Source organism: Flammeovirga sp. MY04 (assembly GCF_001682195.2).
Lineage (GTDB): Bacteria > Bacteroidota > Bacteroidia > Cytophagales > Flammeovirgaceae > Flammeovirga > Flammeovirga yaeyamensis.
In genome coordinates this window covers 1,687,331-1,708,606 of the sequence record NZ_CP003561.2, presented here as the reverse complement: position 1 = coordinate 1,708,606, position 21,276 = coordinate 1,687,331, and the positions used below count along the sequence as shown (strand labels likewise).

General features: G+C 36.1%; 9 protein-coding genes. All 9 read left to right on the top strand.

Annotation, left to right across the window (positions count from 1 at the left end; genetic code table 11):
- The first annotated feature begins 4 nt into the window (after positions 1 to 4).
- Complete coding sequence (locus MY04_RS26185) at positions 5 to 754, top strand: hypothetical protein (protein WP_158297925.1); 750 nt, start codon at positions 5 to 7, stop codon at positions 752 to 754.
- 531 nt (positions 755 to 1,285) lie between these two features.
- A complete protein-coding gene (locus tag MY04_RS26180; RefSeq protein ID WP_066215912.1) occupies positions 1,286 to 2,725 on the top strand; it encodes a purine-cytosine permease family protein in 1,440 nt (479 codons plus the stop codon).
- A complete protein-coding gene (locus MY04_RS26175) occupies positions 2,712 to 2,888 on the top strand; it encodes a hypothetical protein (RefSeq protein WP_158297924.1) in 177 nt (58 codons plus the stop codon). Before MY04_RS26180 ends, MY04_RS26175 begins: the two co-directional genes overlap by 14 nt.
- A gap of 805 nt (positions 2,889 to 3,693) precedes the next feature.
- Positions 3,694 to 6,834 carry a SusC/RagA family TonB-linked outer membrane protein gene (locus MY04_RS26170; RefSeq protein ID WP_066215910.1) on the top strand — a complete coding sequence of 1,047 codons (3,141 nt, stop codon included), beginning with the start codon at positions 3,694 to 3,696 and terminating at the stop codon, positions 6,832 to 6,834.
- 9 nt (positions 6,835 to 6,843) lie between these two features.
- Positions 6,844 to 8,424, top strand: coding sequence for a RagB/SusD family nutrient uptake outer membrane protein (locus tag MY04_RS26165; RefSeq protein ID WP_066215909.1), 1,581 nt, complete (start codon positions 6,844 to 6,846; stop codon positions 8,422 to 8,424).
- A 130-nt stretch (positions 8,425 to 8,554) separates the two neighbouring features.
- Positions 8,555 to 10,597, top strand: a complete 2,043-nt coding sequence (locus MY04_RS26160; protein ID WP_084006145.1) for an IPT/TIG domain-containing protein — start codon at positions 8,555 to 8,557, stop codon at positions 10,595 to 10,597.
- A 216-nt stretch (positions 10,598 to 10,813) separates the two neighbouring features.
- Entirely contained in the window at positions 10,814 to 12,442 is a 1,629-nt protein-coding gene (locus MY04_RS26155; RefSeq protein WP_066215905.1) for an arylsulfatase, read from the top strand.
- A 46-nt stretch (positions 12,443 to 12,488) separates the two neighbouring features.
- On the top strand, positions 12,489 to 16,715 hold the full coding sequence (locus MY04_RS26150) for a PKD domain-containing protein (protein ID WP_084006144.1): 4,227 nt from the start codon (positions 12,489 to 12,491) through the stop codon (positions 16,713 to 16,715).
- Positions 16,712 to 21,274 (top strand): IPT/TIG domain-containing protein, encoded by a 4,563-nt coding sequence (locus MY04_RS26145; RefSeq protein ID WP_066215901.1) that lies wholly within the window; start codon positions 16,712 to 16,714, stop codon positions 21,272 to 21,274. The genes MY04_RS26150 and MY04_RS26145 overlap by 4 nt, the downstream gene beginning before the upstream one ends.
- Positions 21,275 to 21,276 lie beyond the last annotated feature (2 nt).

Below are 21,276 nucleotides of genomic sequence, written 5' to 3'. Positions count from 1 at the left end.
AATTATGATGACAACAAAAAATATATCATTTATACTATTATGTTTTATTACTTTAATATCGGCATGTGAGAATAAAGCCATTCATCCTGAGATAGAATTTTTAGCTTCAAAAACTACAGTTGAAGTAGGGGAAGAAGTAGATTTTTTAATCTCTGGAACTGCCGAAACTTTTGTGATTTATACAGGAGATTCTTCTCGTGAATACGAAAAAAGTTATATGGCTGTAACTGCAGGACATGATATTGAAAGGGAAACTATTACCCTAACAGAAGAAGGGTTCGAGCTAATCAAAGAAGAAGGTTGGTTAGAATTTGAAGTTGAAAGACACAATAATGTTGCGACAAATGATTCTGTAGATTATTATCAGGTTTTAACTGATATTCAAAATATGATTGATATCACATATCTTACAACTGAACAAGCACAATATGAGGTATATTTGGTAATGATACCTTTACCTAATGTGGCTAAGAACGTTGTGACAAAATATTTTGAGAATCAAACAATATCCATAACACCCGAGGGGGGATATGCAATCGGAGAATCGTTAAGTCGAATCAATCCACAGTATAGCTATAAATATAGTAAGCCGGGTGCTTATCAAGTGACTTTAATTGCAACAAATACGAGCAATAAAAACTATGGTAATGGTGGTTATAACGGAGATAGAACTTCTTCGGCTGATGAATATAATTATGGAAGAACTTTTAAACATATCAATATTACTGTAGTTGATCAAATAGCTTTAGATTAATAAAAACATTTAATTTTCATCTACTTTATTATTTATTGACTTACTTAACCTGAATGTGTTTTATCATATTCAGGTTATTTTATTATATTTTTCTATTCAAAGATTAGTAGCTGCATATTTATTATAAGTCTTATTATAAAATGTTGTAGTCATTTTCAGTTTTGATAATGACATTTTTTAGGGGAAAATTTCAAATAGAATTTTTCCTAAATAAACTATTAAGGCTACCTCATAGTATTTGAGGTAGCCTTTACTATAAAAGTAAAATAATTGTCTTTTTTAGTGTAATAATCCAGTTATCTGATATAAAAAACTACAGGATTCTATTATCAAGAGGATTAAATGAGGTAATTTAAAATCATCAAAAATTCTAATTAAATGGCTATTTCAGCCTAAATAAGCACTTTTTTACTCTGATATTTCAAAATCAAAAGAAAATAGAATGGTTGATTTTCTTCGGCTTTCCTAAATAAAAGTCTTTTGTACACTCATTCCTCTACTTTTGATTTAGAGTAAAGTAATATATTCAATATGCAACTAAAGAAACTATTTAAGGAGCAGGTCAACAACGTAAATGAATACGAAAGAGAACCTGTACCAAAATCTGAAGTAAAAGGCTTTAAAAGCTTTGTGGGCATGGTATCGGGAGAACATATAGCAGGAACCGAATTTGTAATCGGACCTTTGTTTGTTTTGCATGGTGCAGCTGCAAAAGATGTATTTTTGGGACTACTTTTAGGAAACTTGCTAGCAACCTTAAGCTGGGTGTTGTTTTGTGCACCTGCAGCAGTAAAAACTAGAACAACTATCTTTTACCAATTAGAACGAATTAGTGGAAAAGGGATTGTCACTTTATACAATAGTGTCAATGGCCTTTTGTTTTGTGTGACCGCATCTGCAATGATCGGTGTTTCAGCATCCGCAGTGGGGATTATGTTGGATATTAAAGGTCCTGGACTAAACGATCTTTATCCAACGAGTCCATTGTGGGTAGGGATTATTTTTGCCATTGGAGCTGTTATTACTATTGTAGCCACTTTTGGTTTCGATAAAGTATCGAAATTTGCTAATATTTTTGCTCCATGGATGCCTGTAATTTTCTTTTCGGCAGGTGTTGCTATGTTACCACAATTAGGGGTGACTTCTGTAAGTGATTTCTTTCAGGTAGCGGAAGAAAAAATATGGACGGGTGTACCTGTAGATGGACAAACCAAGTACACTTTTTGGCACATCATGATTTTCGCTTGGTTATGCAATAGTGCCATGCACTTAGGCTTAGCAGATATGTCGATTTATAGATATGCTAAAAAATCTACTTACGGTTTAGCTTCTGCATTTGGTATGTTCATTGGTCATTTTATGGCTTGGATTGCTTCAGGTATTTTATGTGCTGTGGCTTTACAAATGGGAGAAACCAATCCGTCACCAGGACAAATTGCTTTTATGGGAGCGGGAGTTACTGGTTTAATTTGTGTGGTCATTGCAGGTTGGACAACTGCAAATCCAACGATCTATCGTTCGGGTTTGGCCGTTCAAGGTCTATTTCCTAAAATGAAAAGATGGAAAATTACATTAATTGTAGGATGTGTGACTACAATTTTAGCTTGTTCGCCAGCATTTGTGGCCAAGCTCGATCAATTTTTAGGCATTTATGCGTTATGTGCAGCTCCAATAGGTGCGATTGTATTGGCTGACATATTTATATTTCCAAAGCTAGGTTTAATATCTAATTATGCAGAAAAGAAAAAGTCTATACTTAATCTGTCTGTGTTAATCTCTTGGGGGCTTTCCATTTTTGGATCCTACTTAGTGTATAAGGTATTCGATTTAGATTTTTATTTCTTCGCAGCCATTCCCGGATGGTTATTAGGTTTTGTGACTTATGTGACTGCATCAAAACTATTGCAGAGAAATTCAGGAAATGAAGAAGATGTAGAATTTCAAAATATTACAGTAGATGAATTTAACTAAACACTTACTAAAGCCATTATCTTATATTGGCTTAGCGATTACTTTAGTTCCTTGTATTTTAGTCTTCCTTGGAAAAATGGAAGTTGAAATATATAAACAAACGATCTTATTCGGATCTCTACTATGGATGTTTACAGCTCCATGGTGGATTAATAAAAGTTGAAAATCAAACAAATTATTTTTAATGGATATTTTTTAGATGATTTTCTTATTGATGTCATCTCATTCTAAACTAATTGATCTGGAGACCGACGACGACTTTTTTAATTCAGTTCAAGTAATAGAAACAAAGAAAGTGATGAAGGATGAAGAATGAATCTTTGAATTATTATATTATTAATAATTAATTTTTACGCTGTAAACGTAAACAACAAATACTCTTTTTAGAAGGAGACAATTGGTATTTATTTGAAATAAGCAGACCGACGACAGGGATAAACTTTCGGCTTTTTCATAAAAACATTACAATTGAAATCTTTCTTTTAAGAGTATTTTTATGTTTGTGTGATAATTGATATTTTGTACTATACTAATAATGGAACAACATACTTATAGTCAAGTTGTATTTAATTTTCTGACACAGACAATTCAATTTTTTTAATATGATTTTTAATTACTGATATACCTTTTACACAACTACTTAGTCATTTTTTAGTCAATTTCTTTTCAACGATAAAATTAAAATTAACTACTTATATAGCCTCTAAACACTTCTAAAGTCTATTTTTTGGAAATCCGAAGAAAATAGAAAACGGTTCAGAACCTTTGTTTTTGGTGTGTTTAAGACACTTTTGCTTCAATTTTATAAATGAAAAGACTTTTGAGGGAATTTTAGACGATCATTGTTGTAAGAAATTAATGAAGTGAAAATATATGCGAACTCTTCTCAAATAAAGGCAAGCTTTATGAACAGTGATAAACTTATTTTAAGAACAAAGATTTTCATTTTCCTCAGTCTACTACTGGGAATGAATTCTTTATATGCACAAAGCATTATATCTGGTAAAGTGCTTTCGGCAACAGACGGTGCAGCACTTCCTGGTACTTATGTAATCGAAAAAAATTCTCCTAATAATAATGGAGTGGTTACAGATTTTGATGGGAAGTATAAGATTAATCTTGAAAATCCAAATAATGCAATTTTAATATTTAAAACGATTGGATTTAAAACAACTGAGGTTTCTGTTAACGGACAAACAGTGATTGATATTAAACTAGAAGAAGATCTTCAAGAATTAGATGCTGTAGTAATTACAGGTTATGCTACTGAATCGAAGAAGATGAGTACTGGTAGTTATCAAACAATTGAATCAGATCAACTTCAAGAGTCAATTCAAAACTCTTTCCAAGAGGGTTTACAAGGTATGTCCCCTGGTTTGGATGTAACCAATTCAAGTGGTTCAGTTGGTGGTGCGGTAAATATTAGAGTGAGGGGTACGGGTTCGTTCTCAAGTAACTCTTCTCCTTTATATGTAATTAACGGTATTCCATTCACATCTTATCCTACAGATGGTACAGGTAACTTCGGTACTTCTTACAACCCGATGACCAACATTAACCCAGAAGATATTGAAAGCGTAACGGTATTGAAAGATGCTGAAGCTACAGCAATCTACGGTTCTCGTGGTGCAAATGGTGTAATTGTCGTGACTACAAAACAAGGTAAAAAAGGAAAAGCGAAGTGGGAAGTAAATTATGCTCAAGGTATTAACCGCCCCACTAAAATGTTGGAACACCTTCGTACGAATGATTGGTTAAACTATTTGCAAGAAGGTTGGGAAAATGATGGTACGCCATTAGATAAAAGAGTTTTACCTTATACTACTTCAGCAAACAATCCATGGTATACTGATGAAGAAGCAAGACAAACAGATATTGATAAATATGATCTAGCATACCGCCAAGGAGCAACGATGAATGCATCGGTAGCTGTTGCTGGTGGTACTGAAGGAATGACTTATCGTATTAATGGTACTTTTGCCAAAACAGAAGGTATTTTAAATGCCAATGATAACGAACGTTTAGCTTTTGCTGCCAACTTTAAATTTGATGTTAGTGATAAATTAAAGATTGGTATCAATACAAATATCAGTAATGTTGAAAACTCACAATATCCAACAAACATTTATTTCTTAAATGTTCAAGGACAAGGAGGTGGTGTTTTCCAATATTGGAACAACCCAACAGGTTTAAACTTTATCAGAAACGCAACGCCACAATTACCAGTGTATAATCAGGATGGTTCTTACTTCCAACCGACATCGTTGAATAATATTGTTCCTGCAACGAATGAAGAATACTTTTATCATCGTTCGAACTCAATGACAACGATTAATTCAGCAGATTTATCTTATAAGATCTCGAATAACCTAACATTAGATGCAATGGTAGGTATGACGTATACAGGTTATGAAAGAGAAGTATGGTACTCGCCATTCCTAACAACAATAGCTATTAAAGGACAATGTGATGAGTGTTTTGGTTATGCAGATAAAATTCAGCAAGCCCGTACCTATATCAACTACAATGCTATTTTAAAGTACAATAAAGAAATAGGCGATCACTCTTTTGATGGATTACTTGGTTTTGAGAGTTTTGGTGAGACTCAAAAATTCTTATCAATGAAAGGGGTTGGTTTCCCTCCAACAAACTCAATTAAAAATGTAGGTAATGCACAAGAAATTATCGAATGGAGATCAGGTCAAAATGGTGTGATTTTCTACTCAGGTTTCTTTAGAGGTAAATATGCTTATAAACAAAAATATTTACTTGGGTTTAGTGCTCGTGCCGATGGTTCCTCAAGATTTGGTGCTAAAAATAGATGGGGTGTTTTCCCTTCAGCATCTGTTGGTTGGAACATCTCAGAAGAAAATTTCTTACAATCATCTGATGTATTAACCTACTTAAAACTAAGAGCATCTTATGGTGTATCTGGTAATGCAGAGATTGATCAGTCAGCAGCATTTGCTAACTGGGTGTACAATAGCCAATCGTATGGTAATAACCCAGGTATTTCACCATTGAGATTAACAGGTTCTACAGATAATATTGGATGGGAAAGAGCATATTCATTAGATATCGGTGCAAACTTCGAATTATTTAATGGAGCTGTTACAGGTGAAGTTGCTTATTATGATAAGATCAACAGAGATCTTCTAGCAAAATTAGATTTACCTCCATCTCAAGGTGGTGGACAGTTTATTACCAATTCAGGAGCGATTAGAAACAGTGGTGTGGAGACATCATTAACTTTCAATATGTTCCAGAAAAAAGCATTTAACTGGAGCTTAACAACCAATGTGGCCTACCTTCAAAATGAGGTGTTAGAATTAGCAGTAGATCCTGCAGTTTTGGAACAATCTAATGGTCTAGCTTTACCACAAATTGGGGGTTCAGTAGCTTCTTATCAGATGGTTAAATTCTTAGGAGTAGATCCTCAGACAGGTTATGAAATGTATGAAGATCCTGAAACGGGTCAACCATATCAATTTGAAGACCCTGCTAAACCAACTCCTGCAGAAATGGAAGGTTTGATTCAGACTATCGATAATAAAACAGGTTTACCAAGCTTTACAGGTGGTATAACAAACAGATTCTCATATAAAGGGATTTCATTCAGTTTTATGTTCACATTCCGTCAAGGCAACTGGATATATGACGATGAATTGAACTTGATGGCCTACATGAGATCTGAAAATGCATTAACCAATGTGCCACAATACATGTACGATCAAAGATGGCAACAGCCAGGTGATCAGACAGATGTGCCAAGAGTAGTATATGATCATCCATTTGGTAAGAGAGATCCTTTCCAAGGTTCGAGATCAACAAGGTTCTTATATGACGGTTCCTTTATCAGATTGAAGAATGTAACCTTAGCTTATACGTTACCTAAGTCAATTTCTAGTAAACTTAGAATGGACATGATGAGATTCTATGTAACAGGAACCAACTTACTAACATTCACAAAGTACCCAGGTTGGGATCCTGAAGCCATGAACTCTCTAGGTAACTTCTCGCCAACAGAGGCAAACATTGCACCGGGTGTTGTAAAAGGTAATCCACCTCAAGCAATGCAACTTAAAGTAGGCGTAAACTTAAATTTTTAGACTAGAAAGATGATGAAATTAAAATCAAATATTGCAAAATCAATCGCACTTATAGCAGTGCTTGGGCAATCACTCTTCTTTTCTTGTGTGAAATTTGAAGATGTTGGACCTACTGATGAATTTCCAGGTAGTGAAGTAGATGCTTCTACTTTCAATATTGAATTGGTCATTAATGAAGGGTATTTATTATGGGCTAACGCTCACCTTTCAAACCATTTACCTGATGCCAATCTTATTGCAGATCATACGGCTGCAAATATTGATGGAGCTAAACTTGGAGGAAATAAAAACAAATTCGAATACATCCGTACAGAATTTCAGAATGGAGGAATGTGGTCGAATGCATATAAATCAATTAACCAAGCCAATTTGGTACTTAGTGTAACTGAATCGGATGGAGGTATTGATTCCTATTACGAATTTCAAAGAGGTCGTTTAAGAGGTGAAGCATTGTTCTTAAGAGCTGCAAATACCTTTTTATTATTAAGATATCATGGAGCTCAATATTCTGCTCAAACCAAAGATATGCCTGGCGTGATCATTAAGACAAAGCCAGCAGAAGATTTTAACGGTGGTGGTAGAAGTACAGTGCAAGAATGTTATGATTTTATTTTGGATGACCTAACAAAAGCAGCCGAATTGATACCTGTTACTTTTGACAATACCATTCATCAGAACTTCCCTTCTTATAAAATTAGAGCAAGAAGATTTGATGTATTAGCCCTTAAAGCTAGAGTATTGTTCCAAATGAACAGAATGGACGAGGCGGAAGAATTGATTACTTCTTTAATCGGTTTCCAACCAGGAGTGGTTACGATAGAGGAAGCAATATCTCCAGCTCCAGTAATGGAATTAACAACTGCACAGAATGCCACTACACTATTTTCAAATAGTGGAGCTACTGAAGCCTTAAATCTTCGTTCATTTGTTGCTGGATTTGCAGTTTCTGATCCATACAATTTAATGTTCAATGTTGATCAAATTACTGACGGTGAATTTTCAGCCATTTTCTTATCGAAAGATTTCATAAGTAATTATGTAGATGATAAAGGCTTGGTGATCAACGATGAATATTTTAGAATGAGTTCTTTCATTCGTGAAGCAGAATTAGAAGACGCTGAGTCAGGTGAAGTTACAGATACAGTATATGTTTTCAATAAATTTAGTTTAGACTTAGGATCAACAACCAATTGGCCAACACTTCGATTAGAAGAGTTAATTTTAATGAGAGCAGAGATCCGTGCATTAAACGGACAAGTGAATGGAGCACTTCCAGATATCAACTTGTTAAGAGCCAATCGTGATGCAATGGAAATAACATCTGCTCCATCTAAGCAACAAATGATTGAAATTGTAGCTCACGATAGAGCATTAGAATTGATCGGTGAAGGCGAAAGATTCTTTAATTGGAAAAGGATGGGTGCCTACAATGAAACGGTAGCCCAAGTTTATCCAGAATCGGTATATAAACCTTTTGATAGAGGGAATGTACTTGAAATAAAATGGAACAGTCCAGAAACTTTATACCGATTGCCATTAAACGAAATTCAAAATAATCAGGATTTATCTAACTCAGATCAAAATCCATAAAAGTTGTTTTGATGGTATTGAACAATACTCTCAAAAGGACTTAAACCAATTGAGCGTATCTACTTGTGGTAGGTGCGCTTACCACAACACTTTTTAAGAAACTATTATTATAACTTTAACTTTTACTTTTATGAAAGGATTACAACTACTCAGCAAAATGAGTAAGTTGATGCTTACTACACTAGCGATAGGATTAGCAACAACTTTTTCCGTAAATGCACAAGAATATTTAACGAAAGATCATGATACAGGAGTAACCACTTTTCCTGATTTACACGATTACACACCAAATGCTGGCTTTCCAGGAGATACAATTACAGTAACGGGTACAAATCTTATTACGAAGATCAAAACCATTAAAATTGGAGCTGCAGAAGCAGAAATTATTACTGAATCTACAGATACAGAATTGTATTTTGTAGTTCCTGAGCCAGACATGGATGCTGAAAAAGATACCATCAGTTTTACTACAGACGATGGTTCTATTTTTGGTTCACACCAACCTTTCTTATATCCTAAACAATATTCTGATGCAGAACAATTGGTAATGTATGAGCCATTTGAAGATGCACCATATGGTGGTGGTACACTATGGTGGGGTGTTGATGCGAACAAAGATTATCAAGAGCACAAAGAGATTGATTATTCAGGTTCTGCTTCTAGAATCTGGTTTGGGGTAAAAGAAGCAAAGTATGAAGGTGCCTCTCAAAGAGCAGTTTATGGGATGAAAAAGGATAAAAACATTATCATCTCTAAAATCAATACGTTAGGTTTAGAAAATATCAGATTATCTTTTAGTATGGGATACTGGGGTTGGTTAGTATTAGAAGGTCAACTTAAAATGTATTATTCAGTAGATGGTGGTGAATATATTGAATTTGGTGGTTCTTCAATGCCTTATGGTATTGGTGGAGATATGAATTTAGTAAGAGTAGGTTTTAAACTGCCTGCTGCAGAAAACTTATCAATTAAGTGGGAAGTTGTTCAAGAAGTAGAACAATTCATTATGATTGATGATGTGAGAATCACAGGTTACCCTGAAGGTGCAGCTCAAATCACAGGTATCGAACCTATGAAACAAAAAGTAGGTAAAGAAGTACAAGTTTTAGGTTCAGCTTTAACTAACGTATCTAAAGTTTGGTTAGGAGAAATAGAGGTAACGGAATTTACTACTTCTCAAGACGGTAAATCACTATCATTAGTAGTACCATTTGGTGCGGATACAGTAGGAAAAGCAACAGTATTAATAGAAAGAACTGAAGGAGGAAATGTATCATCGGTTGAAGATTTAGAAGCACTGCCTGCTTTACCAGCGATCAACGCATTTTCACCTGCTAGTGGTCCAATTGGCGGTTTAATTTACTTACATGGAGACAACCTCTATAACATCGAAAGCTTAAAATTTGGAGATGTTGAAGCGACTGAATTTATGTCACTAAATGATACTGTAGCAGAGGTATATGTTCCAGAAGGAGCGACAACAGATTTTGTAACGGTAAAAACATTCAATCACGAAATGGATTCTACCTCTCTAGAAGAATTTATTGTTGATTTAGCATTCCCAATTATTACAATCACTGCTTCTGCAGATGAAGCATTTGAAGGTGATGATGCTATTGAAATCAAATTAACTACTAGTGCAGCTGCTTTATCAGAAACTAAAGTAATGCTGGCTGTTTCAGGTGAAGGTATTTCTGATGATGATTACGAACTAGATAAAACAGAATTAACTATCGCGGATGGAGCTTCTGAATCTGATGTAGCAATGTTAAAAATCTTAGAAGATGGTGATGATTTTGAAGAAGAAGAAACACTTGTATTGACTATGGCTTCTACAATGGGTGAAGGTGCTGTAATTGGTGAGACAAGAAGCGTTTCTATCTTAATCAAATTACCTGATGATCCAACTTCTATTGATCTTGAAAGAGCATTGGATAAATTAAAAGTGCATGCCGAGAATAATCAATTAAGCTTATTCATGGAGAATAAATTGAACTTGAAAGAGGCTCAAATTAGTATCTATAATGCAGAAGGTAGAATCAATATGATCTCTCTAGTAAACGTTGTAAACGGTCGTGCTTCAATCAATGCACAAAACTTACAAAGAGGTATGTATATCATCAGATTAAATACCGGAAGCGAGATTCTAACAGGTAGATTTATCCACCAATAGAAACAAGACTTTAAAAACTGTATTTGTATGGACGTTGCATTGCAACGTCCGTACTAAGCAGTAACCGACTATAAAGAGACAACAAGGAGACTATAAGGAGGTATCACAAGTGCAATTGAACAATAAACTTTTTAATGCTTTTGTGATACCTTTTTACTAACAACGATTGAAGGCGAACGATTTTTTTAGCCTCGAGACTTACTTAATTATAATGATATGAAACGAAGACTTTTACTACTAGCTGGGGTAATTATATCCTCATTCTTGGGTTGTACACCTCAAAAAGGACAAGTAGAAGAAACTAATCCAAGACCAAACGTAATTCTTATCCTGGCGGATGATATGGGCTACTCAGATTTAGGTTGTTATGGAGGGGAAATTAAAACACCTTCTATTGATCAACTTGCAGACAACGGCATGCGATTAACCCAATTTTACAATGCATCACGTTGTTGTCCAACAAGAGCGAGTTTGTTGACAGGCTTATACCCACACCAAGCCAATATGGGTTTCATGCAAGAGGATTGTCACCTACCAAATTATGGAGGTTATATTCCTAAAAATGCAGTAACTATTGCTGAAGCACTAAAACTAAACGGTTATAATACAGCCATGTCTGGTAAATGGCATGTAGGCAATAAAGAAGAATATTGGCCTACAAAAAAAGGATTTGATAAATTTTATGGGTTCCCCCATCATGGTGGAGCGTACTTCTACCCATTCCCTGGAGACCAAGTAGTGGCTATTAACGACAGTCTTTTAGCACATCCTGGAGAAGACTACTATTCTACTGAAGCAATAAACGAATATGGTGCTCAATTTGTAAAAGAAATGAGCCAAAAAGATGCTCCTTTCTTTTTATACTTAGCACATGTTGCTCCTCATTTCCCATTGCAAGCGAGAGCTGAGGACATTGCAAAATACAGAGGAAGTTACAAAAGAAATTTTGAAGAGGTAAGACAAGAACGCTTCAAGAAACAAAAAGAATTAGGCATTATTCCTCAAGATTATCCTATCTCTAAGACAGATCGATTGGTAGAAGATTGGGATAAACTATCTGAAGAAGAAAAGGACGATTACGATTTGAGAATGTCTATCTATGCGGCACAAATCGAAAACATGGATAGAGGTATTGGAGAGTTAGTAAATACCTTAAAAGAAATTGGAGAATTAGACAATACCATGATCATTTTCCTTTCTGATAATGGAGGTACTCGTGAGGATTATTCATGGGGCGATCCAAACATTCCACTAGGTCAACAAGGGTCGTTTGGTTGTTATAAATTACCATGGGCCAATGTAAGTAATACTCCTTATAGAATGTTTAAACATTGGGGACACGAAGGTGGAATTAGAACACCATTCGTAGTACATTACCCAAAAATGATTCAACCGAAATCAATAGATAACCAACCTGCTCATATTGTCGATGTGATGACTACCATAATGGAAGTGACTCAATCGGATTATCCTACAAAAGTAGGTGAAAATGATATACAACCTATGGAAGGGAAGTCTTTACTTCCTATTCTAGCAGGTGATGTAAGAACGGGGCATCAAGGAATTTTTTGGGAGCATGAAGGTAACAAAGCAGCTAGGCTTGGTGATTGGAAATGGGTGAACATTTACCCTGAAGGAACAGATGAATTATATCATTTATCAGAAGATCCAATTGAAGCACACAATATAGCAAGTCAACATCCAGAAAAATTAAAAGAACTACAAGAGGCTTGGCAAAATTGGGCAGACCGTGTCGGTGTAGTACCATGGGAACAAGTTTTGGAACACGAGCCCTCTCAAGGAAGACTTCAAATTTGGTACGAACAACCTGTGCCAAAAAGCTAAAAACCTCAACCAGCATTCTGAACATTTTTTAGACAAAAACTTAATTATGAATTTAATATCATTTTTTAGATCAACTTTTATTTTGATCTGTTTGCTTGCCTTCCAACAGAAGGTAGCTGCACAATGGTATAATACAAATCCCGGACATGGAGGTCAGTTACAACACGTAATATGTGATCCAAACATCGACGGAAAAATGTATTTGTGTAGTGATATGGAGGGATACTATGTCTCTCACGATTATGGACAAAAATGGATTTATGTCCCTTCTGCTCCATTCAATAACGTGTTTAATATAGCAGTTGCTCCTTCAAATTCGAATACCTTATTGATGGGGGCAACTTACGGTGTGGCACTTTCTAAAGACGATGGTGAAAATTGGGAAGTGATTGATGATGTCATTGGCTACCCAGTGCAAGCCATGGCCATCGACCCGAAGAACGAAAATAATATGTATTTCGCACCCTCTTGGTTAGAAGATGAAGTGAGAGATTTTTCTGCCACAGGTGTAAGAGAAGTATTCTCATCTGTAGATGGAGGTGCAACTTGGCATAAAGCAAATTTTGAGGTGGGTAGTGGCAAAAGAAATGTATTAACTATTTCTGTTCACCCGTCAAATGGAGAGGTCTTACTAGCAGCACAAACAGGTTTGTATTTATCTAACGATAATGGTAATAGTTGGGCAAAGCAAACAGCACCAAGCAATACGGGTGATTGTATGGGTGCCGCAATTACAGAAGACGGTCAGTGGGTATATTCATTGTTCATTAGAAATGATGGAAATTCTGGATTATATGTAAAAAAATACAACGAATCGACTTGGACAGAGTTAGATGCAAACGGTTTGATGCAAGCAAAAAATCAAACGCATTGGCGTCCTATGATTTCAGGTAAAAGTACAGCCACACAACATTATGTAATGATGGGTACTTTTTACAGAGGAGGAAATAACGAAGAGAATGCTTTATTAGAAGGTGCATTCTCTATTTCAGGAGATGTAGTGGCAGGTACTATTTCTGAAGTATTTAAATATCCTGGAATGGATATCAAAGAGATTGGTTGGAATGCTTATCAAGGAGTATCTAGAACGTATAGCTACTACCCTGCATCATGGACGAATCATTCGTATACAAGAGGTGCATTTATTATGTCACAACAATCGGCCTATGTAGGAGATGTAACCGATGAAGGAACATGGGATTGTGTCACATCAACGTATGTGAAAACCTTAAATGGCAGAAGATTTTTTAGAACAAACGGTACAGCATCAACTTATAACTGGGATATGACAGGTTATAAAAATTATGTGGTGCAAGGTATGGCCGATAACGGTTTGGTAGAAAGTTATGATGGTGGGGAAACATGGAATCAACCTTCTATCGTTTTCCAAGGAAACTGGAATTCGGATGCTTTAGAAACTATTGTAAAAGACGGAGAAGACCCATTAATTTTAGCAGCAACAGCTAACGGTTTTGGGGGAGCGACGGAGAAGTGGGATGGTCGTTTATTGATGAAACGTCTGACTAACTTAGATGGACCAACTAGTAATTTTTCTATTTTAATTGATGGTAATACGCAAGCAAGAAGAGGTTTAGAAGATCAAAATAGAATTAGCTCAATTCATAGCGATCCTTTGATGCCGGAAAGAGTATATGTTTCCACTATTGGTGGTGCTTATGTAACGGACGATATCTTTGAGTTGATCAAAGGGAATTCAGCTTACTATTTTAGAAAAATTTCTAATGGAGCAGCACAATCACAAGGTAGAAGAATCATTTCTGATCCCAACGACTCAGATGTAGTCTATTTAAGATGTGGAAACGGTACATTTAGAGGAGATCGACAACCTAGTGGTGATTATGTGTGGACTAAATTATTAATCAACAATTCAGATGCGGGCTTAGAAGGTCAGTGGGGATCGAATGGAGATTTTACCACTTGGGCTGATGGAGAAACGTCTTATCTATTGGTGACGAAAGGAAATTCTTCTAATGAGGATTACGAATTGTGGTTATCTGCTGATAAAGGAGCAAACTTTACAAAAGTAGTAGATAGAGCAACTGCACTTCAATTTAGAAACCCAGAATGGTTAGAGACTTTTAATAAAAAGACAGGTTTCGGTGGTCTTGTGGGACAGAATGATGAATTCTATTTCACCTTCCATTCAAGAGAACACGGAGAGGGAATTACAAGAGGTATTTCTTTCTTAAAAGCCAAGATTGGTGATACTTTAGACGATATCACTTTAGAAGATCTTACAGGAGATTACAATGGTAATTATATCGAATTCCCAGTGGCTCGTAGAGGTAAGATCTGGAAAGATGATATGGAAAAGCAACACTTGTATATTGCAACAATGGGTACAGGTATGTGGAAGTTGGCCTTACAAAAACCTGAAGCACCTGTTGGAGTGATTAAGGTGGATCAAGATAAAGCACAAATTCCTGCAACCATTCAATTCGATGCCTCAGAATCTATGCCTTTTGAAGGAAGAACAATTGAGAAATACGAATGGGATTTCGGAAATGGAGCTACTGCAGAAGGGGCAACAGTAAACTATACTTATGAAGAAGAAGGGGTGTATTCGGTCACATTAGTGGTAACAGACAACTTGGGTGATCAAGGCCGAACAACCAAAAGAATTGAGGCGATAGATTTACAAGTGAGAAGTGTAATCAACTCGACACATACCACTGGATTCTCTCCTTTATATATTGGCTTGGATGGAACAGATTCTAAATCAACGGACAGTGAAATTGTTACTTACCGTTGGATGTTGAATAATCAAATTGTAGCTGAAACAGAAAAGTATAATCCTTATCACCCAACGCCGGGTACTTACAAATATGTCTTGGAAGTTGAAAATGCCAATGGTGAAATGGCGAAGGATACTGTAGAAGTGGAAGTATTACAATTTACAGGGGAGTCGAGCGGTTATAAACGTTTGATGCGTGAAGACATGGAAGGTTTTTCAATTATTGATCCTAATGATAATGGACAAATGTGGGGTGGTCTGCCAAGACATGCAGAATTTGCCGATGATAATACCGCGAGAATTCATTTCGGTCCCAATTGGGGAGTACATGCAAGTGCCGGATATGAGCAAGCCTCTGGGTTATACTCCGCTTTTATTCAAAACGATGAAGTCTTCTCTTTACAAAGTTTTGATATCTCTGGTCACGATCATGTTAAGATATCTTTAGGGATTATGAAATTTTCTGTCGTAGATGGCAATGCTGTAGCTAATGAGGACAATGGTGAAAGCTTAAAAGCTGAATGGTCTACGAATGGTAATGAGTGGAATGAAATAAATCTTGCCAATAAGTTTACTTACAATAATGAAGAAAATGGCATTTGGTATTGGGTAGAATTAGACGAACAATTCCCTTCAGTAGAAAATTTAAGATTGCGTTTTACAAGAATAGGTGATGCCAACAGTTTAAATACACTTTGGAGAATTGATGATATCTATTTCGGAGTGCCGACAGGTGTTACCATGGATGCACCAACAGTGAATATTTCTGCATCTAAAACTTCGGTGGATAGAAACGAAATGGTTACACTTTCAGCAGAAGTTTTTGGTACAGCATCAAAAGTAGAGTGGGATTTTGGAAACGATAGGGACATCGCTTTTGGTCTTGGACCTCATGAAATCTCCTATGAGGAACTTGGAAATTATGATGTAAAAATCAGAGCGATCAATCATATGGGCGATCGTCAAGAAACAGTAACTATACGTGTTTCAGATCAATTCCATAGCATAACAGGAGAAGTTCACCCAAGTAAAGAGGAAGTGTTCATGAACGAAAATGTGGTGCTTGTTCTAGATCATAATGGAGAAGTATTTAAATACGAGTGGGATTTTGGAGAAGGAGCCGTGGCAGAAACCACTGAAGGAGAAGGTCCACATGTTATCAAATATTCTACTTCAGGGGTGAAGAATGTCTCTGTGAAAGTAACTACAAGAAGCGGTCAGGTATTTACGATAGCTAATGAGGATGTACTTATGGTGAAAGAATCTGACATTACATCATCAGATGATCTGCAAAAGCCACAAGTTGTGATCTATCCAAATCCAGCATCAGAAACTATGCAATTGAAAGGAGTAATTGATGGATCATTAGAGATCATCAACCTTCAAGGACAATTGATGCAAGAGAGTTCATTTAAACAAAATAAAGCAATCAATTTAGAGTTACCTAAAGGGATCTATTTTGTGAGAGTGTATCAAAATGCTTCATTAATTCACCGTCAAAAACTGATCATCAAATGAAACAATCATTAATAAAAATATATCTTCTTTGCTTTGCACTGTGTTTTGGAACACAGAGCATAGCACAAGAAATTACAGACTTTTATCCCAAAGAAACAACTACCTCAGGTATCGTTACTGTAGTAGGTAGTGGTTTATCGAATATGAGTGGGGTAGTGTTTAACGGTATAGATGTGTTATACAAAGAAAAGGTTTCGGATACCCAAATTATTTTTGCCGTTCCTCCTGGAGCGACCACAGGTACTTTCTTTATTAAAGGACCAGATGTTACTTCTACAGAGGAAGTAATTGTAGATAATTTCTCTAAGGAAACACTAGGAACCATCGATTTTACGAATGCATCGGGTAAAGATGGAGATGCTACATTAGACCCAAGTTCTCCTTACAATTTCTATCAGGTGAGTGGTTCTGGACTTGCTTTTGGTAACAATGGTTATAGTGGTGGAGCTGGAGATAATCTGGGAATTTATCAAGGAGCTTCGGGTGTAAATTATGGTGTGGTGAATTCTGCAGATCCAGGGTCTGTGATCATCATGGATGGGATCAGTACAGAAGGATATGGTGAATTATCATTGGCCTTCGGTTTTTCTAAATGGAAAGATATTGACCCAAGAACAGGAGTGAGTATCGAATATAGAGACAAAGCCAACAATGGTTCATGGACAGCATTAGATATCCCTTATATTAAAGGACAAGTAAATAAATGGTATTATTGGATTCTTTCGGATGGAATGATCCCTCAAACCTCTGATTTAGAATTTAGATTCACATTAGTTGACCCAGAATTTAGATATAGAATTGATGACATTAGTGTGATGGGTAAATTATTACCTCCTTATGCCAACTTCCAAACTTCTAACTTGTCAATTAACGAAAACGATGCTCCAATAGAAATTGAAGTATCATTATCAAAAGCAGCTGCAGAAGATATCACCCTAACATTATCAACTTCTGGAACTTTAGAAGAAACTGATTTTTCTCTAACAGATATGGGCGGTGTTAATGCTGAAAATACGATCACAATTTTAGCTGGAGAAACAACGGGTAAAGCACTTTTAAGTGTGGTGGATAATGATATTGAAGAAGACACAAGAACACTTGATATCGAGATCACTTCTGCCTCCTCACCGGTAGAAATTGGTCAGAATAATCAGATTACCATCACAGTATTTGATGATGATTCTCCAGCTACTTTATATAACCTTACTGTAGATAAAAGTGAAATTGTAGAAGGTAGTGGAGAAACGATAGAAGTGACTGCCTTGTTCACTAAAGAAGTGGAAGGTGATCAGACAGTTACTATAGAATTACCTGCAGATAGAACACATCAACGAGCATATACATTAGATACAGATTTTTCATTTACGGTAAATAGTGGCACTAAGATAGCCACAGCAACATTTGCTGTAGTTGACGATGAAATCTTAGAAGTTTCAGAGGAAGTAGTGCTAAGTGTAAAATCTATTGAGGGCGGAGCTCTAGTTGGTGATCCAGTGCCATCAGTATCATTTATGGTTCATGATGACGAATTACCAAAAGTATCCCTTTCAATTAGTGAAGATGTAGTTTCAGAAGCTGATGCACCTGAAGTGATGATTACAGTTACATCTGAAGTACCATTAAGATCAACTGAAACAATACAGTTTTCAATTACAGGAACAGGTATTGATCAAGACGATTATGAGGTCTACAGCAGTACAGGAGATAAAGGTGTGGCAGAATTCATTATCAATGCGGGTGAATCTCAAGCGACAGCAACGATTAAAATCATTAGAGATGGGGTAACGGAAGGGAACGAAATCATGGATTTTGATATTACTTCGGCTACTTCTGGTATTCATACCGATTTTCCTGAAACAATATCACTAACTATTTTAGATGAGTATTTTGAAATATTCGTGTATGGACCAGAAACATTTGGTTGGAGAGAAAATCCTAGTATCGAAACTTACTATAATAATGGTTATTTTGATATCACTGAAATTGCTTATTCAGGTACAGCGAGAATTGGCAAAAGAACTGCGGCAGAAGGTTCAGCACAACAATTTGATAGTTATGTCAATTTCGAAGGCAATAAATCGACCAACATTGTGATGTCTGGTTTAAATACTTTAGCACATGATGATTTAAGATTAGGGTTTGACTTAATTCCTGTTCATACTAGAGGTCAATCAAATGCTGAAGCTGATTTTATAGTAGAATATTCTACCGATGAAGGCATAACTTTTAAAGCATTATTACTAGAGTGGAACCACACAGGAACCAAGGTATTTGAAAGAATGCAAATAGCAGGTTTCTTACCTCAATCCGATAATTTGACTTTACGTTTTACCAACTTAGAAGACAATAACGATATCGGTTGGTGGATGGATAATGTGGGTGTTTATCATGATAATCCACGTCCAGAAATCACTTTGTCGGTAGACAAAAATTGGGTATTGGAAGTGGGTGAAGAAGTGGTTACTTTAACGGCAACTTTGTCAGAAGCATTACCAACTAATGAATATGTATTCTTAAATAACGCTAGCGGTATTCACATAGTGGATGGTGAAAGTGTGAAGATTATGGATAAAACATTATTCTTCCCAGCGGGTACTACAGAAGTTTCTACAACAATAAAAGTATATGATAATGATTTAGAAGAATATGGCAAGCAATTGCATATTTCGGCTGCATCAACGAGTGCGGGCATTTCGGATCGTGTTATTCCTCATCAATTAGTTATTGATATTTATGATGATGACAAACCTGGACCGGGTGAGTATTTCTTCAAGGAAACTTTAAATAACCCGAATAACTTAGAACCAAAATCATGGGGAGACCGTCTTCCTCCAACCTACTTAAACAGAAGTAATCGTCCATGGTCAAATATGAATGACCACGTTCGTTACCAACACTTCTGGAACGCAAAAGACTTCCTGATTACAGGTAATGCAAATATTTCATGTGAGAGCCTTTTAGGAGGGATGTCTAGAGAAGAACACTCGGATTGGAATATGGGAGCAGAGAAGTACGAAGGTGCATCTGGGGCCCACTATTTCTTCTTCAATGAGAACGGTATGTATGTTATTTTCGATAATATCAATGTGTATAGACCGGGTACTACTTTACGATTTGGTATGTATCGTTTCGAAAACTGGAATACAGATGGAAGTGAGCTAATTGTAGAATACTCTACAGACGGTTTACGTACTTGGCATCAAATGACTTTCGATGGTCTTCCTTATCAACCGAATTGGTTTAGAGTAACTATGAACGAAGACATTCCAATGTCGGGTAATGTGGCTATTCGTTTTAAAGTGGAGCACCTAACAGGAGCCAATATTGTAAAAGTCGATGACATCGAGATTATCGCGAGAGAAACAAAAATTACATCTATCTCAAACGATTATGCGAAACGTGGCGACGAGATTGTGATTAAAGGAGAAAGCTTTATTGGTGTAAATTCTGTTCAGATTGGTAACGTTCAATATACTTCAGAACACTATACCGTAGAGAATTCAACAACCATTAGATTTACAATTCCAGCTAACCTTGAACAAGGTGGAATGATAAAAGTAAATACTTCTTATGGACAAGCTGAGGGTCCTCTGTTTACTTTGGACGATAGAGCATTGGCTTCTTTATTTATCGAAAAGAACGAATTACAAGAATCAACACAAGAACAAACAGTGATTTATGCAGAATTGGATGTTCCTGCTCGAGAAGATAGCTATATTCAATTGGCACTTTTATCGAATCCGGACGATATCACTTTATCATCAGATAGATTATTTATTGCAGAGGGAGAAACGATGTCAGAAGAGGTGACAGTTACGGCTGTTCTTGATGACTTTATTGCAGAACCAGACGAAATTGTAACGATAGGTATGTCAAGTGTTATCAGTGGACATGTTGATATTAGTGCACAATCTAATGTGGATGTGACGATCATTAACGAACATCGTTTCCCTATCACTTATAGAGTGATCGCAGCAGACACTCTTTACGAGGACACAAAAGATGAAGTCTTGGTATTTGCAACGACTCCATTTGAATTACCTGAGGCCGTAAACATCAATTTTACAATTTCAGGAACAGCAGACGAAAATGATTACACTCTAAGTAAAGAAACACCAAGCATTCAGTTTGGTAGTGGTGATCAAATCTCGGATACTTTACATATCAAAATTGTAAATGATGGAGTGAAAGAGGAACTCGAAACATTAGTCATCTCATCTGATGAAGATATTTCAAGTGAACTGTTTATTATTCCAGCTTATGAGAGAATGTTCTACATTAAAGATGGACATTTTATTGAGGACGAAGAAGATCCTACAAGTATCGAAGATCAGATGAAGTGGATGAAAGTGTGGTCAGCCAAAGGTCAGCTGAATATCGTTCATCAGAAAGATAAAGCCATTGGCGAAGTATATGTTTACAATACTACAGGTCAATTGATACAGACATGGAAATCAAATACGCCACAATTTAGTCAACCTTTCCCTTACAGAGGTATTTACATTGTGAGAATATTTGATGGAGAACAAGTTTATAACATCAAAGTAATAGCGAAATAATA